The sequence below is a fragment of the Thauera mechernichensis genome, assembly GCF_029588855.1.
In the GTDB taxonomy this organism is placed as follows: Bacteria; Pseudomonadota; Gammaproteobacteria; order Burkholderiales; family Rhodocyclaceae; genus Thauera; species Thauera mechernichensis.
The window spans coordinates 1-14,862 of sequence record NZ_JARQZE010000022.1; the positions used below are offsets into that span (position 1 = coordinate 1).

Annotated in this window: 13 protein-coding genes; 9 read left to right on the top strand and 4 right to left on the bottom strand. The window is 67.9% G+C overall.

What is annotated here, in order from left to right; all coding sequences use genetic code 11:
• The 7 genes from cysC to P7F68_RS18055 all read left to right on the top strand — a co-directional run.
• On the top strand, nucleotides 1–1,661 hold a 1,661-nt coding region (gene cysC, locus P7F68_RS18025), incomplete at its 5' end, for an adenylyl-sulfate kinase (RefSeq protein WP_277835218.1).
• A 51-nt stretch (nucleotides 1,662–1,712) separates the two neighbouring features.
• Nucleotides 1,713–2,495 (top strand): 3'(2'),5'-bisphosphate nucleotidase CysQ, encoded by a 783-nt coding sequence (gene cysQ / locus P7F68_RS18030; RefSeq protein WP_277835220.1) that lies wholly within the window; start codon nucleotides 1,713–1,715, stop codon nucleotides 2,493–2,495.
• A gap of 174 nt (nucleotides 2,496–2,669) precedes the next feature.
• Nucleotides 2,670–3,332, top strand: a complete 663-nt coding sequence (locus P7F68_RS18035) for a TetR/AcrR family transcriptional regulator (RefSeq protein ID WP_277835222.1) — start codon at nucleotides 2,670–2,672, stop codon at nucleotides 3,330–3,332.
• Nucleotides 3,333–3,342: 10 nt separating this feature from the next.
• Entirely contained in the window at nucleotides 3,343–4,527 is a 1,185-nt protein-coding gene (locus P7F68_RS18040; RefSeq protein ID WP_277835224.1) for a sulfotransferase family protein, read from the top strand.
• Nucleotides 4,520–5,971, top strand: a complete 1,452-nt coding sequence (locus P7F68_RS18045; RefSeq protein WP_277835226.1) for a UBA domain-containing protein — start codon at nucleotides 4,520–4,522, stop codon at nucleotides 5,969–5,971. Before P7F68_RS18040 ends, P7F68_RS18045 begins: the two co-directional genes overlap by 8 nt.
• Before the next feature lie 13 nt (nucleotides 5,972–5,984).
• Nucleotides 5,985–6,836: an SDR family NAD(P)-dependent oxidoreductase gene (locus tag P7F68_RS18050; RefSeq protein ID WP_277835228.1), complete on the top strand. Its 852-nt coding sequence runs from the start codon at nucleotides 5,985–5,987 to the stop codon at nucleotides 6,834–6,836.
• Between the two features lie 21 nt (nucleotides 6,837–6,857).
• Entirely contained in the window at nucleotides 6,858–7,886 is a 1,029-nt protein-coding gene (locus P7F68_RS18055; RefSeq protein WP_277835229.1) for a TIGR03617 family F420-dependent LLM class oxidoreductase, read from the top strand.
• Nucleotides 7,887–7,910: 24 nt separating this feature from the next.
• Here the strand turns inward: P7F68_RS18055 and P7F68_RS18060 are convergent, their stop codons facing one another.
• Nucleotides 7,911–9,101: a helix-turn-helix transcriptional regulator gene (locus P7F68_RS18060; RefSeq protein WP_277835230.1), complete on the bottom strand. Its 1,191-nt coding sequence runs from the start codon at nucleotides 9,099–9,101 to the stop codon at nucleotides 7,911–7,913.
• A 225-nt stretch (nucleotides 9,102–9,326) separates the two neighbouring features.
• Here P7F68_RS18060 and P7F68_RS18065 point away from each other — a divergent pair, with 225 nt between their 5' ends.
• Nucleotides 9,327–10,139 (top strand): SDR family NAD(P)-dependent oxidoreductase, encoded by an 813-nt coding sequence (locus P7F68_RS18065; RefSeq protein ID WP_232433208.1) that lies wholly within the window; start codon nucleotides 9,327–9,329, stop codon nucleotides 10,137–10,139.
• A 14-nt stretch (nucleotides 10,140–10,153) separates the two neighbouring features.
• Complete coding sequence (locus P7F68_RS18070; RefSeq protein ID WP_277835232.1) at nucleotides 10,154–11,041, top strand: NAD-dependent epimerase/dehydratase family protein; 888 nt, start codon at nucleotides 10,154–10,156, stop codon at nucleotides 11,039–11,041.
• Here P7F68_RS18070 and P7F68_RS18075 read toward each other — a convergent pair.
• The 3 genes from P7F68_RS18075 to P7F68_RS18085 are packed head-to-tail and all read right to left on the bottom strand — an operon-like array spanning nucleotide 11,031 to nucleotide 14,853.
• On the bottom strand, nucleotides 11,031–12,458 hold the full coding sequence (locus tag P7F68_RS18075) for a DHA2 family efflux MFS transporter permease subunit (protein WP_277835234.1): 1,428 nt from the start codon (nucleotides 12,456–12,458) through the stop codon (nucleotides 11,031–11,033). The two genes, P7F68_RS18070 and P7F68_RS18075, sit on opposite strands and share 11 nt — an antisense overlap.
• Nucleotides 12,459–12,470: 12 nt before the next feature.
• Nucleotides 12,471–13,625 carry an acyl-CoA dehydrogenase family protein gene (locus P7F68_RS18080; RefSeq protein WP_277835236.1) on the bottom strand — a complete coding sequence of 385 codons (1,155 nt, stop codon included), beginning with the start codon at nucleotides 13,623–13,625 and terminating at the stop codon, nucleotides 12,471–12,473.
• 13 nt (nucleotides 13,626–13,638) lie between these two features.
• The gene (locus P7F68_RS18085) at nucleotides 13,639–14,853 is read right to left on the bottom strand and encodes an acyl-CoA dehydrogenase family protein (RefSeq protein WP_277835238.1); all 1,215 of its coding nucleotides are present in this window, start codon (nucleotides 14,851–14,853) and stop codon (nucleotides 13,639–13,641) included.
• Nucleotides 14,854–14,862 lie beyond the last annotated feature (9 nt).

Consider the following 14,862-nt stretch of genomic DNA (forward strand, 5'->3'; position numbering starts at 1 on the left):
CGGCCGAGCGCGAGCAGGGCATCACGATCGACGTGGCCTACCGCTTCTTCTCCACCGACAAGCGCAAGTTCATCGTCGCCGACACCCCGGGCCACGAGCAGTACACCCGCAACATGGTCACCGGCGCTTCCACGGCGGATGTGGCGATCCTGATGGTCGATGCGCGCAGGGGCATCCTCACCCAGACGCGCCGCCACAGCTACCTGGTGTCGCTGCTGGGCATCCGCCACATCGTGGTGGCGATCAACAAGATGGACCTGGTCGACTACTCGGAGAAGGTCTTCCGCGACATCCGCGAGGACTACACCGCCTTCGCCGCACAGATCGGCCTCGAGGACGTGAGCTTCATCCCGCTGTCGGCCTTCAGGGGCGACAACATCATCGAGCCCAGCAGCGCGATGCCCTGGTACCACGGCAGTACGCTGATGGCCTACCTGGAAACGGTCGAGATCGACGACGCACGCATGCAGCGCGCGCCCTTCCGCCTGCCGGTGCAGTGGGTCAACCGCCCCAACCTGGATTTCCGCGGCTTCGCCGGCCAGGTGGCGAGCGGCGTGATCCGCCCGGGCGACCGCATCCGCGTGCAGCCCTCGGGGCGCGAGAGCACGGTGGCGCGCATCGTCACCCACGGCGGCGACCTGGCGCAGGCCGTCTCCGGCCAGTCGGTGACGCTGACGCTGGCCGACGAGATCGACATCTCGCGCGGCGACGTCATCTCCACGGTGGAAGCGCCCGCCGAGGTGGCCGACCAGTTCGAGACCACGCTGGTGTGGATGCACGACGAGCCGATGCTGCCCGGCCGCCCCTACCTGCTCAAGATCGGCGCCAAGACGGTCACGGCCACGATCACCGACATCAAGTACCAGGTGAACGTGAACACGCTCGAGCACGTCGCGGCCAAGAAGCTGGAACTGAACGCGATCGGCGTGTGCAACATCAGCCTCGACCGTCCGATCGCCTTCGATGCCTACCGCGACAACCGCGACACCGGCGGCTTCATCCTCGTCGACCGGCTGTCCAACAACACCGTTGGTGCCGGCCTGCTGCACTTCGCGCTGCGCCGTGCGCACAACATCCACCTGCAGCATGTCGATGTCGACAAGGTGGCGCGCGCAACCCAGAAGCACCAGAAGAGCTGCGTGCTCTGGTTCACCGGCCTGTCGGGTGCGGGCAAGTCCTCGATCGCCAACCTGGTCGAGAAGAAGCTGCACGCGCTGGGCCACCACACTTACCTGCTCGACGGTGACAACGTGCGCCACGGGCTGAACAAGGACCTCGGCTTCACCGACGCCGACCGCGTCGAGAACATCCGCCGCGTGGCCGAGGTCGCGAAGCTGATGGTCGATGCCGGCCTCATCGTGCTCACTGCCTTCATCTCGCCCTTCAAGTCCGAACGGCGCATGGCGCGCAGCCTGATGGGCGACGACGAGTTCATCGAGATCTTCGTCGACACGCCGCTCGAGGTCGCCGAGCAGCGCGACGTGAAGGGCCTCTACAAGAAGGCCCGGCGCGGCGAGCTGAAGAACTTCACCGGCATCGACTCGCCCTACGAGGCGCCGGAGAACCCCGAGCTGCGGCTGACCACGCCCCAGCTCTCCCTCGACGCGGCCGCCGACGCGGTCATCGCCACCCTGCGCCTGCGCGGCGTGATCGCCGACTGAAGGCAGCGGGCCCCGCCGGGGCCCGCCCCACCAACGCGAACTGGAACAAACATGACCAAGACCTCCGATCTACGCGCCCTGCTCGACGCCTTGTTGCCAATCGCCCGCGCCGCCGGCGACGAGATCATGCGGATCTACGCCACCGATTTCGCGGTACGCGGCAAGACCGACGCCTCCCCTGTGACCGAGGCCGACGAGCGCGCCGAAGCCCTCATCCTGCCCGCGCTCGCCCGCCTCAGCCCGGACATTCCGGTGGTCTCCGAGGAGGAAGCCGCGGCCGGGCGCATTCCCGCGGTGGGCGAGCGCTTCTGGCTGGTCGATCCGCTCGACGGCACCAAGGAGTTCATCAGCCGCAATGGCGAATTCACCGTGAACATCGCGCTCATCGAGCACGGTGCCCCCATGCTCGGCGTCGTCTTCGCCCCCGCCCTCGACCGCCTGTTCGCCGGCGCGGCCGGGATCGGCGCGACGGTGGAGGACAAGGGCGTGCGCCGCACGATCGCGTGCCGCACACCGCCCGCCGAAGGCCTCACCGTGGTGGCCAGCCGCTCGCACGGCGACGCCGAGGCGCTCGCCGCCTTCCTGGCAGGGCGCAAGGTCGCCAGCCAGATCAACGCCGGATCCTCGCTCAAGCTGTGCCTGGTTGCCGCCGGCGAGGCCGATGTCTATCCGCGCCTGGGCCGCACCATGGAGTGGGACATCGCCGCCGGCGACGCCGTGCTGCGCGCCGCCGGCGGCATCGTCCGCACGCTCGACGGCACCACCCTGCGTTATGGCAAGACCGATTTCGCCAACCCCCACTTCGCCGCCTGGGGCACGACCGCCGCGGCCTAGCGCAACAAAAACCGAGCAAGGCTCAGTTTATGCAAAAGGGAATCTGAAGCAGCCTCCAAGCCACTGTTTACAAGACGCTTTGAATCCACCCGCCGTTCGCCTCCGTACATCGAAAGCGAGTAGCCAGGCGGTGGATGGCTTGCTCCAATGACCACGTCACGCGAAGGAATGCCCATGGCCTCCCACCACTCTCCACTGCGCCGCAACCCGACCCAATCCCGAGCGACCGCGACCCTGCGCGCGATTCGCGAAGCGGCGCTGCGCATTCTCAAGGAGGAGGGGCATGCACGCCTGACCACCAACCGCATCGCCGAGGTTGCGGGGGTCAGCATCGGCAGCCTTTACCAGTACTACACCGACAAGCACGCCATCGCGGCCGACATCTGCAATGCGCTGCTGACCTCGGAGCTCGACGAGATCAAGCGGCTCGACCGCCAGGCAATCGCCCTGGCGGAGAACTCGCTCGATGCGACGCTGGCCTTCTTCGTGGAGGAACAGGTTGCGCGCCACCGCCGCCTGTACCTGCAACTGCAGGACTTCTACCTCGAGATCCACTGGAAGTACGACTTCGAGGCCTATTCACGCAAGCGCTACCCCAACAAGCCAAGCACTGCCGAGTGGCTGCCGTCCGCCCTCGGACGCCATAAGGACGCGTTGCGGGTGAACAACTTCGCGCTCGCCGCGCAGATGGTGGCCAACGCGCTCGAAGGCACGATCCACGCCACGCTCGACCGCAACCCGGAGCTGATCCTGACCCAGGACTTCGTCGACGAGCTGCACGCCATGCTCGTCCGCTATCTCAAGAAGATGCCCGGCGAAGGCATCCCGAACGACTAAGGAGACCCCCTTGCTGTACTACTTCGACTTCACCGTCTGGTTCAAGCTGCTGCGCCTCGTCGGCCAGGAGCCCAACTCGCGCCGGCGGCGCGGGCTGTACAAGCTCCTGCTGCTGCATGTGCCACTGCGCGCCGCGTTCACCGCCGTGTGCTTCTTCCTCGACGGCATCCTGTTCCCCGGCCTGTGGCGCACGCGCGTCAAGACGCCGGTCTTCATCATCGGCCACGCGCGCAGCGGCACCACGCTCGCCCACCGGCTGATGGATGCCGACGAGCGTTTCTCCACCTTCAAGTACTACGAGCTGCTGCTGCCCTCGCTGCTGCAGAAGAAGCTCGTGCGCCTGGCCGCATGGATCGACGCCCACCTGCTCGGACGTGCGCTGGAGCGCAGGCTGCAGGCCTGGGAGAAGCGCAAGTTCGGCCCCATGCAGCACATCCACAAGATGGGCCTGACCATCCCGGAAGAAGACGACCTGCTGTACTTCAACTCCTGCGCATCGGGTTTCTGGCTGACCAAGCTGCCCTACATGAGCGAGCTCGACTTCTTCCACATCGACCAGCGCCCGGCCGCGAGCCGGCGCCGGATGATGAAGTTCTACAAGGAATGCGTGCGCCGCCAGCTCTACCTGAACGGCAGCGACCGCATCCACCTCAGCAAGAACCCCACCTACTGCGGCCGCGTCGAGTCCCTGATCGAAGCCTTTCCCGATGCGCGCTTCGTGATCCTCTACCGCAACCCGCACGAGACCATCCCCAGCCTGCTCAAGCTGCTCAACGTGGGCTGGAAGCTGCAGGGCAACCTGTCCGAGGACCGCATCCGCCAATCCAACCAGGTGATGACCGGACTCTCCTACGAGTCCTACCTGCATCCGCTCGCGGTGCTGGAACGCCACCCCGAGACCCCGCGCGCGGTCATCGACTACCGCCGCCTGACCACCGACCCGAAGGGCACGATCGAGGACGTCTATCGCGATCTCGGGCTCGACATCACCCCCGCCTTTGCGAGCTTCCTGGAGGCCGAGGCCGCCCGTACCCGCAAGCACGAAACCGAACACCGCTACAGCCTGGCCGAATTCGGCCTCGACGACGCCGAGATCCGCGCGCGGCTGGCGCCGCTGTTCGAGCAATTCCACTGGGACGAAGACGTCCCCGCCGCCCAACACAAGGACAAGGAAAAGGAGCTGGCCCATGCATGAGCCCAACCCCCGGCACGATGCCGTCTTCGAGGCCGTCAAGGCCCACGTCGAGCCCCGCGACCCAGAGACACGCGACGCCGCAGTCCAGCTGCGCCAGGCCTGGGACGGCATGATCGCGCAGCTGCAGGACGCCCGCGACGCCATCGACGACCCCAAGCTGTGGCCCCCGCCCGCCACGCCGCGCAACCTCGCCGAAGGCTACCGCTACGTGCTCGGCTTCCTGTACGGCTCGATCTCGCGCTGTCTCGGTCCGACGCCGGAGTTCCCCTACTTCGTGCGCGCCATCCAGCCGCTCAACCGCTCGACCATCGACAACTGCGACGCGCTCTATCTGATGGCGCCGATCGACGGCAACTACAGCTACACCATCCGCGGTCGCGCCGGCGACACCAGCGCCTGGCGCGGCGGCAAGGCGCCGGCCGGGGTGCGCAAGGCGCCGCACTACGTGATCTTCGAGACGCCCAGCGGCTACTCGGGCGAAAGCGGCAGCCTCAAGGAGATGACCCCCGGCTCGCGGATCAACTGCGCCGAACTGGACTGCACCGAGCTCAAGGTCGAGGCCGACGGCCGCTTCGAGATCCTGCTCGCGCCCGAGAAGCCGCCCGGCTACGAGGGCAACTTCATGCTCACCCGCGCCAGCCGCACGCGCAAGCAGAAGGACGGCAGCAGCGTCACGCGCGAATACGTGAGCCAGCTGGTGATGCTGCGCGAGCTGTTCTCCGACTGGGAGAACGAGGACCTGCTCGAGCTCTTCATCTACCGCAACGACCTGCTCGGCAAGCCGATGCCGGCCTACACGCCCGAGGTCGCCGCCAGGCAGATCGCCGACATCGGCCGCTTCACCCGCAACCAGGTGCATTTCTGGAACGAGTTCTACGCCGTCGTGTGCGAGTGCTACGGCGACATGAACGGCGACGGCCAGTGCTTCATGCCGCGCAACGACTTCAACAAGCCCAACGCCGCCTCGCTCGCCACCGCCGGCGGCATGGCCACCAACGTGTATTGCGGCGGCATGTTCGAGCTGGCAGCCGACGAAGCCCTGGTGGTCGAGATGCACCAGCCGGTGGAGCCGGTGTACATCGGTTTCAGCCTGGGCAACATGTGGGGCGAATCGCTGGACTTCGCCAACTACCAGAGCAGCCTCGGCGGCCTGCAGGCCCACCGCGATGCCGACAACGTCTTCCGCCTGGTGGTCTCGCACACCGACCCGGGCATCGCCAACTGGCTCGACACCACCGGCCAGCCCGAGGGCTACATGGCGATACGCTGGGCCTACCCGGTCAAGCCCATGGACAACCTGCCGTGGGCCACGGCGAAGAAGGTGCCGCTTGCCGAGCTGCGCCAGCACCTGCCGGCCGACACCCGCCTGATCTCGCCCGAGGCGCGCCGGCAGCAGATCGCGATCCGCCAGGAACACGTGCAGCGCCGCTACCGCCAGCACTGACGAGGAGCCCCGCATGCCCCACACCCTCAAGGACAAGGTCGCGATCGTCACCGGCGCCAGCCGCGGCATCGGCGCGGCGATCGCCGAACGCTTCGCCGCCGAAGGCGCCAAGGTCGTGCTCGTGGCGCGCACCGGCGAACCCGGCGGCAAGCTGCCCGGCTCGCTCGACGAGACCGCGGCGCGCATCCGTGCGGCCGGCGGCGACTGCCTGTGCGTGCAGGCCGACCTGGCCAGCGCCGCCGACCGCGAGCGCATCGTCAGCACCACGCTCGGCCACTACGGCGGCATCGACATCCTGGTCAACAACGCCGCCTGGGCGCGTTTCGGCGCGGGTTACGCTCAGTCGCCGGAGCGCGTCCAGCTGGCCTATGCGGTCAACCTGTTCGCGCCCCACCACCTGGCGCAGCTCGCCATCCCGGCGATGAAGGCGCGTGGCGGCGGATGGATCCTCAACCTCTCGAGCGCGACCAGCACCCGCCCCGGCCCGGCGCCCTATGACCCGAAGGACCGCGCCTACCGCTTCCACACCACCCATTCGCCCACGCTCTACGGCTCGACCAAGGCCGCGCTCGAACGCCTGAGCACCGGCATGGCGATGGAGCTCGCCGCCGACAACATCGCGGTGAACACGCTTGCCCCGGTGGAGGCCGTCGCCAGCGAGGGCGCGCTCGTCAGCGGCTCGATCGACGACCTCGCCCACATGGAGCCGGTGGAAGCCATGGCCGAGGCGGCCCTGGCCCTGTGTTCCCGTTCGCAGGCTGCGCTGTCGGGCCGGGTGGCGCTGAGCCTGCCGCTGCTGCGCGAGCTCGGCCTGCCCGTGATGCGCCTCGATGGCGCCGGCCCGCTGCCCGATTTCAAGCTTTGACCCTTGCCCAGGACTCCCCCCATGTTCGAGATCTTCGCCTCCACCCCTGAAAACCTGAACCTGGCCGACATGGGCGCCTTCGCCCGCCGCGTCGAAGCCATGGGCTACGACGGCCTGTTCGTGTCCGACGCGATCCACGATGGCCTGCTGCTCGCCTGCCAGGCGCTGTCCGCAACCTCGAAACTCAAGGTCGGCACCTCGGTGCTGATCGTCTTCCCGCGCAGCCCGATGAATGTCGCGCTGGCGGCCTGGGACCTGCAGAAGATGTCGGGCGGCCGCTTCGAGCTCGGCATGGGCACGCAGATCAAGCAGAACATCGAGGATCGCTACTCGGCGCGCTGGCTGCCGCCGGCCGCCGGCATGCGCGAGTACGTCGGCGCGCTGCGCGCCATCTTCCACGCCTTCCGCACCGGCGAGCGGCTCGAGTACATCGGCGAGCACTACAAGTTCACCCGCCTGCAGCCCTTCTTCAACCCGGGGCCGATCGACGCCCCCGACGTGCCGCTGATGCTCGGTGCGGTCGGCCCGAAGATGCTGGAGCTGGTCGGCAAGACCGCCGACGGCATCCACACCCATCCGACCAACACCTCGGTGCGTTACCTGAAGGAAGTGATCCTGCCGCAGATCGCGGTCGGCACCGCACAGCGCGACCCCGGGCGCGCCAAGCCCTTCATCAGCGCCAGCCAGTTCGTTGCCACCGGGCCGGACGACGCCACCGTCGCCGCCGAGCGCGAACGCTTCCGCGACATGCTCGCCTTCCTGTTCTCCACCCCGGCCTACTGGGCCAGCCTGGAGCTGTTCGGCTGGCAGCACGTCGGCGAACAGCTGCTTGCGCTCACCCGCGAGGGGCGCTGGAAGGACATGCCCGGCGTATTCACCGACGAGGTGCTCGACACCTTCCTGGTGTCCGGCCGCTACGACCAGTTGCCGGAGCAGCTCGCCGCGCGCTTCGGCGGCCTGGTCGACCGCATCACGCTCACGGTGCCGACCGACCCGGCGAACGACGCGGCGGCAGCGGAAGCGATCAAGGCCATCCGCGCCGCCACCTGAGGGGCGCGGGCGGCGGGGGTCGCGTCAGGCGGGCGGGGCGCCCTCTCCGGCCTCGACCCGCAGCGGCGCGACGCTGTTCAGCAGGATGCGAACCAGCTCGGTCTGCCGCCGCACCCCGGTCTTCGAGAAGATCGCGCGCAGGTGGGCGCGCGCGGTATTGCGGCGAATCCCCAGCGCCTCCGCAGCTTCCTCGAGCGAGGCCCCATCGGCCAGCTTGAGCGCGACGGCGGTCTCCGTCGGGGTGAGGTTGAAGAGCTGGCGCACCGCCTCCGCGTCTGCCAGCGTGCGGCCCGCCGGGTCGCGTACGTACAACACCACAACCGGCCTGCCACGCCCGCCCGCCCACTCACCCGGCGGCAACACCTCGACGACGATGCCCAGGTGCGGCTGACCCGATGGCCGCGATATCGACAAGGCCTCGGCCACGGCCGGCTGGCACGAGGCATGTCGTGCGAAGGCGCCGCGTATCAGGTTCTGCAGCGCGCGGTTGTCACTCGGATAGAAGGCCTCGAGCCGGCCTCCGGCCACTTTGAGGCCGTCGCCATTGGCAAGGATGTCACGCGCAATCGGGTTCTGGTCGAACACCCGGCCACGCTCATCGAGGACGACCGTGCCGACGGACAGGCGGCCCATCGCGCTGGAGTACATCCCGCCCAGGGACTCCTTCCGGCGCAGCTGATTGTGCAGTTGCAGCGCACGGCGCAGATGCGGCAGCAGGGCCTGGCAACGCGCGCGGTCGCGCTCGCTGAACGCGGGCGCGGACTCCGGGCGCGTGATCCGCAGCGGCAGACGCCCCGCCCCTGCGATCGAGATATCCACCGACATGACGTGAAAGACATCGTGCGGCCTGCACGACTGCTGAAAGTAGGCCGAGCGCCGCCAGTCCGAGCTCTCCATCAGGTCATCGACGACATGGATCCGGTCCGCCGCCAGGTTCGCGAACGGCGTAAGGTCGTCACGGGCGGGCTCGAAGCGCGCGCTCCCGCCTTCGGCTCCGTCGCCGACCCAGACGATCAGCCCCGGGTCTTCAAGCGATGCCTCGCGCAGGATCAGGGTCAGGAAATTCGCGGCGAACAGGCCTCTCATTTCCTGCAGTGCATCCACCCATTTCTGGTGATCCATTGCGGATGCATAAATGATGCTCACGATGCGATCGTGATGCGCGATGTCCATGTCCGCCGCACGAAAGACCGCGGACGCATCGTGCGCGCTCACGCCATCACCTCAACCTCTAGCCTGCAATCGAGCCCGACATTCATGGAAGGACTATTCCCAAGCCCCCGGTGCAGCTCATCGTCCATCCGGACGATAAGGCCCTCGTCCCCTTTCACGATGTCACACCCGAGCCAGGACCCAACAATCGTCCGGAGCCGGCAGCTTGCCGCTCGAAACTTCAACAGGGGGTCGTGAGACATGCTCGATTTCGATGGAAGGACAATCTTGGTCACCGGTGGCGGTGCGGGTATCGGGCGGGCGACCGTCGAGAAATTCGCCGGCCTGAAGGCGAAGCTACGGGTGATCGAATCGGACGCGGCACGCGCGGCCGACGTGGAAGCCTGGCTCGCCGACCAGGGCGACGGACACCGGGTCTTCCATGGCGACGTGACCAGACCGGACGACGTCGTGCGCGTGTTCGCCGAGCTGACCGCGACGGACGGTGCGCTCGACGTCCTGGTCAACAACGTCGGCGACTCGCTGCAGATGGCAAAGCCCTTCGAAGCGTATTCGGATGCAGAGATCGACCGTCTCTACGGGACGAACCTGCGCCAGGTATTCGAGGTGACGCGCTGCGCCTTGCCGCTGCTGAAGGCTCATCGAAGCCCGACCGCAAGCATCGTCAATCTATCGACCATCGAAGCCTTCCGCGGCGTCCCCAACCTGGCGTTCTACTCGGCCTTCAAGACCGCGCTGGCCGGCTTTACCAAGAGCCTCGCCGTCGAGCTGGGTAGCCACGGCATCCGCATCAACCAGGTCGCTCCCGAAGCGACCGAGACCGCCCAGTTGCCCCTTTCGCAGTTCATCAAGCCCGAGTACCGCGAACGCCTGTCGGACTGGGTACCCCTGGGCCGCTATGGCACGGCCGCGGAGATCGCCGACGCTGTCGTCTATCTGGCCAGCGACATGGCGAGTTGGGTCAGCGGCACAACGCTGCATGTGGACGGCGGCGCCCTCGCGGCCAGCGGCTGGTACCGCACGCCGCAAGGCGGCTGGACCATCGCACCGGTCATCCAGACCAACGGTTTCAATTTCTGAGGAGACACACAAGCATGAAGACTCTCGTCGTCGGTGGTACCGGCCTGTTGGGCGGACACGCAGCCTTGCACCTGAAAGCGCATGGGTTCGACGTCACGATCGCATCGCGGACAGCCCCCAAGGCCCCGCTGCTCGCTGCACTTCCATTCATCAGCATCGACTACACGAAAGCCACCGACCCATCGGTGCTGAAAGGATTCGATGCGCTGCTGTTCTGCGCCGGCCAGGACATTCGCCATGTCGATCTCGGGCAGTCCCTGGACGAGCAATGGCACGAGCGCAACACCGTCGCCATCCCGCGCTTCTTCGCTGCCGCACGCGATGCGGGCATGCGCCGTGCAGTCCTGCTGGGCAGCTTCTATCCGCAAATGGCACCCGAGCTGATCGAGACGATTCCTTACGTCCGCTCCCGCCATCTGTCGGATGTCGGCGTACGCGCCCTGAACTCGGCCAGATTCGAAGTCGTGTCGGTCAACGCGCCCTTCATGGTCGGCCACGTGCCGGGCCTGCCGAACCCGATGTTCGAAGCCTACGTCGCCTATGCCAAGGGGCAGCTGCCCGATGTGCCGGTATTCGGGCCGAAGGGCGGCACCAACTTCATGTCGGTGGGCGCGCTGTCCGAAGCACTGCACCAGGCGCTGCTCAAGGGCACACCCGGCAAGGCCTATCTGGTCGGCGACGAGAATCTGAGCTTCGCCGAGTACTTCAGCCTGTTCTTCGAGGCCGTCGGCAATCCGCAGCCGGTCCCCGAGCTCGACCAGGAACACCCGCTCCTGCCGGACGTCGCTATCTACACCGGACGCGGCAACTACGCACGCTACGAGCCCGACATGTCCCTGGCCTATCGCCGCAATGACGTGAAGGCTGCCGTGCGCGCCTTGGTCGAGCAGATCAACGCATAGGGTCGGTTCGCGGTCGCATGCGCATCGCAAATGCGACCGCGACCGCGAAGCTCAGCGCCAGCAGCAGGAAGGCCTGCGCATAGGCCTGGAACAGCCCGCCCGTTCCCGCGCCCTCCACCGCCGCGCGCCACTCCACGAACACCGCCACCACCGCCACGCCCAGCACCCCGCCCAGCTGGCGGGTGTAGTTGCTCACCATGGACGCCTGCCCCATCAGCGCGGGCGCGACATGGGCCATGGTGGCCACCATCAGCGCCGGCACCGTCAGCCCGAGGCCAAGCCGGCCGAGCAGGCTGAAGGCGATCACTTCGGCATAGCTGATCTCACCGCCCCGCCAGGCGAACAGCACGAAGGACAGCCCGAACAGCGCCAGCCCCCACACCGTGATCCAGCGCGGCGAATGGCGATCGGTCAGCACGCCAGCGAGCGGGATCACGACAGCGAGCAGGATGCCCGAGGGCAGCAGGGCCAGGCCGGCATAGGTGGCGTCGTAACCGAGCGCGCTCTGCAGGAAGACCGGAATCAGATAGGTGGACGCGTACAGCCCGAAGCCGTACACGACGGTGACCAGTGCCGCCATCGCAAAGCTGCGCTCGGCAAACAGATCGAGCGACACGATGGGCGCCGCGGCACGCCGGGCATGGCGCACGAAAGCGACGACACACAGCATCGACAGCGCCAGCAGGGCCAGCGTGCGCGCCGCAAGCAGGCCATGGCCGCGCAGGCTGGCGATGAAGTCGATCGCCAACAGCGAGGCCGCACACAGGATCGCCACGCCCAACCAGTCGAAAGGCCGCGGCGCCGACGGTTCGTGGCGCGGCAGCAGGAACAGGCCCATGATGCCGGCAACGACGCAGAACGGCAGGCTCATCAGGAAGATCGACGGCCAGCCGAAGCGGTCGAGCAGCACGCCCGCCAGCGCAGGCGCCACCGCTGGCGCCAGCACGATGCCGAAGCCCAGCATGCCGTGCGCCCGCCCCTGGCTCCCGGCCGGGAACAGGCGCATCACCGCCAGCATCGGCAAGGGCTGCAGCAGCCCCGCAGCCACACCCTGCACGATGCGCATGGCGACGACGAAGCTGAAGCTGTCGCCCAGCGCACCGGCAACGCTGCTGGCCCCAAGCACCAGATTGGCACCGAGGAAGAGGCGCCGGAAGCCGATGCGGTCCAGCACCCAGGGCGTGGGCAGCATGGCCACGGTGAGCGCGGCCATGAAGCCGGTGATCGCCCACTGCACCTGATGCTGACCCAAGCCGAAGAACGCACCCAGCGCCGGAACCGCGACGTTGAAGCTCGTCGTCGCCAGCACCGCGGCGATGGTGCCCAGCCCCACCACCGTCAGCGCCAGCCATTTGAAGGCCGGGCCATGCAGGGCGCGCAGCTCTTCGCCCGTCCGGACCTGAGGCAGCCAGCGCACGCGCAGGGTGCCTCAGGCCTCGATCATGCTCAGGTCGCCGTAGCGCTGCACGTGGAAGTCGCCGTCGCCCAGGCTGGCCTGTGCGACGCGGATGCGCTTGAGGTGGAGGCCGACGTCGAGCTCGTCGGTGACGCCCATGCCGCCGTGCATCTGCACCGCCTCGCGGCTGATGCGGTGGGCCGCATCGCCGGCCTTCCACTTGGCGAGGCTGGCCATGCGCGCGCGTGCGGCGGCGTCGAGCGCCGGGTCGTCCATCGCCGCCAGCCCGGCCATCACCGCGCTGCGCGCGAGCTGCAGGTGGGCGTAGCACCATGCGGCGCGGTGCTGCAGGGCCTGGAAGCTGCCGATCGGCACGTCGAACTGCACGCGCGTCTTCAGGTACTCGACGGTGGTGTCGAACAGGCTCTGCGTGGCGCCCAGCAGCTCGGCCGCCAGGCACACGCGGCCGCGGTCCAGCGCCGCGTCGAGCGCGGCAAAGCCCTCGCCCTCCGCGCCCAGCAGCGCTGCGGCGCCGACACGCACCTCGTTCAGCACCAGCGTAGCGTGGTTGCGCGAGTCCAGCGTCTTCATCGGCGACACCTGCACGCCGACCGCATCGGCGGCGACGATGAACAGGCTGATGCCGCCCTGCTCGCCTGGCTGTCCACCCGTACGCGCAGCGACGATGAAGGCATCCGCCCCCACGCCGTCGGCGACGAAGGCCTTGCTGCCCTTGAGCACGTAATCTTCACCTGCGCGCTCGGCGCGCAGCGCGACCGCAGCCGGGTCGTGGCGCGGCGTTTCATCCACCGCCAGCGCGATGCGCTTGTCGCCACCGATCAGCGCCGCCATCCACGCCGCCTGCTGCGCTTCGGAGCCGGCGAGCTCGATCACCGAACCGCCGAGCACGATGCTCGACAGCAGCGGCGAGGCCGACAGGTTGCGGCCGATCTGCTCGAACACCGCACCCAGGCCCTTGCAGCCAAAGGCCAGGCCACCGAGCGCCTCGGGGAAGGGAATCGCGCTCCAGCCCATGTCGACCATCTCGCGCCACAGCGCGGCATCGAAGCCTTCGGCCACATCCTCATCGCGCAGCTTGCGCTGGGCGGTGACCGGGCTCTTCGCCATCAGGAACTCGGCGGCGGTGTCGGCCAGCAGTTGCTGCTCTTCGGAATAAACCAGACTCATGACACCCTGCTCCTCACTTGCCCTGCTTGCCGCTGTTGCCTTCGGGCAACTCCAGCACGCGCTTGGCGATCACGTTCAACTGCACCTCGGACGAGCCGCCGGCGATGGTCTGCGCGAAGCTGCCCAGCCACGCCTTGGTGAGCGCCAGCTCCTGCGCCTCGAAGGCGTCGCCTTCCCAGCCCAGGGCGCGGTGGCCGAGCACGTCGACCAGCACCTCGAACTTGTCCTTCTCCTGTTCGGAGTGCACCAGCTTCATGATCGACATCAGCCCGGACACGTTCTTGCGCGCACGCGCTTCCTCGCCCATGCGCTGGGCGGTGAGGCTGTAGGCCATCTCGTCCATCGCCGTCGCATACACGCGCTGGCGCAGCGCAACGTCGGCCGGCGAGGACGCGTCCTGCGCCGGCAGGTAGTTGCCGGCGATCGACAGCAGGTCGAAGTGGGTCGGCAAGGCGAACTCGCCGAACTTGGACATCGCCCGCCGCTCGTGCTGCAGCAGCGCCTTGGCCAGGGTCCAGCCGCCGTTGAGCGGGCCGATGAGCTGGCCCTTGGGCACCTTCACGTTGTCGAAGAAGACCTGGCAGAAGGACGACTTGCCGCTGATGAGGTCGATCGGCCGCGCCTCGATGCCCGGCGACGCCATGTCGACCACCAGCAGGCTGATGCCCTGCTGCTTGGGCACGTCGGGGTTGGTGCGCACCAGCATGTACATCCAGTCGGACTTGTCGCCGTAGGACGTCCAGATCTTGGTGCCATTGACCACAAAGTGGTCGCCGGCATCGACCGCGCTGGTCTTGAGGCTGGCAAGGTCGGAGCCGGCATTGGGCTCGGAGAAGCCCTGGCACCAGCGGATCTCGCCGCGCGCCATCGGCGGCAGCAGCTCGCGCTTCTGTGCCTCGCTGCCGAACTCGAGGATCACCGGGCCCAGCATCCAGATGCCGAGGTTGATCTGCGGCGGGCGGCAGCGCAGGCGGCGCATTTCGGCCTCGAGCACCGCGTTCTGCTCCGGCGTCAGCCCGCCGCCGCCATACTCGGCCGGCCAGTCGGGGCAGAACCAGCCCTTGTCGCGCATGCGCTCGAACCACAGGCGCTGGTCCTCGTGCTTGAACTCGACCGTGCGCCCGCCCCACACCAGCTCGCCGTCGGGCATCGCGGTGCGCATCGAGGGCGGGCAGTTGGCCTCGAGCCAGGCCCGGGTCTCGCGGCGGAAATCTTCGAGGGTGCTCATGTCTTCTTC

Coding starts and splice junctions, on each gene's coding strand:
- cysQ (WP_277835220.1), top strand. CDS start 1,713: ATGACCAAGACCTCCGATCTACGCGCCCTGCTCGACGCCTTGTTGCCA.
- P7F68_RS18045 (WP_277835226.1), top strand. CDS start 4,520: ATGCATGAGCCCAACCCCCGGCACGATGCCGTCTTCGAGGCCGTCAAG.
- P7F68_RS18050 (WP_277835228.1), top strand. CDS start 5,985: ATGCCCCACACCCTCAAGGACAAGGTCGCGATCGTCACCGGCGCCAGC.
- P7F68_RS18085 (WP_277835238.1), bottom strand. CDS start 14,853: ATGAGCACCCTCGAAGATTTCCGCCGCGAGACCCGGGCCTGGCTCGAG.
- P7F68_RS18035 (WP_277835222.1), top strand. CDS start 2,670: ATGGCCTCCCACCACTCTCCACTGCGCCGCAACCCGACCCAATCCCGA.
- P7F68_RS18070 (WP_277835232.1), top strand. CDS start 10,154: ATGAAGACTCTCGTCGTCGGTGGTACCGGCCTGTTGGGCGGACACGCA.
- P7F68_RS18080 (WP_277835236.1), bottom strand. CDS start 13,625: ATGAGTCTGGTTTATTCCGAAGAGCAGCAACTGCTGGCCGACACCGCC.
- P7F68_RS18055 (WP_277835229.1), top strand. CDS start 6,858: ATGTTCGAGATCTTCGCCTCCACCCCTGAAAACCTGAACCTGGCCGAC.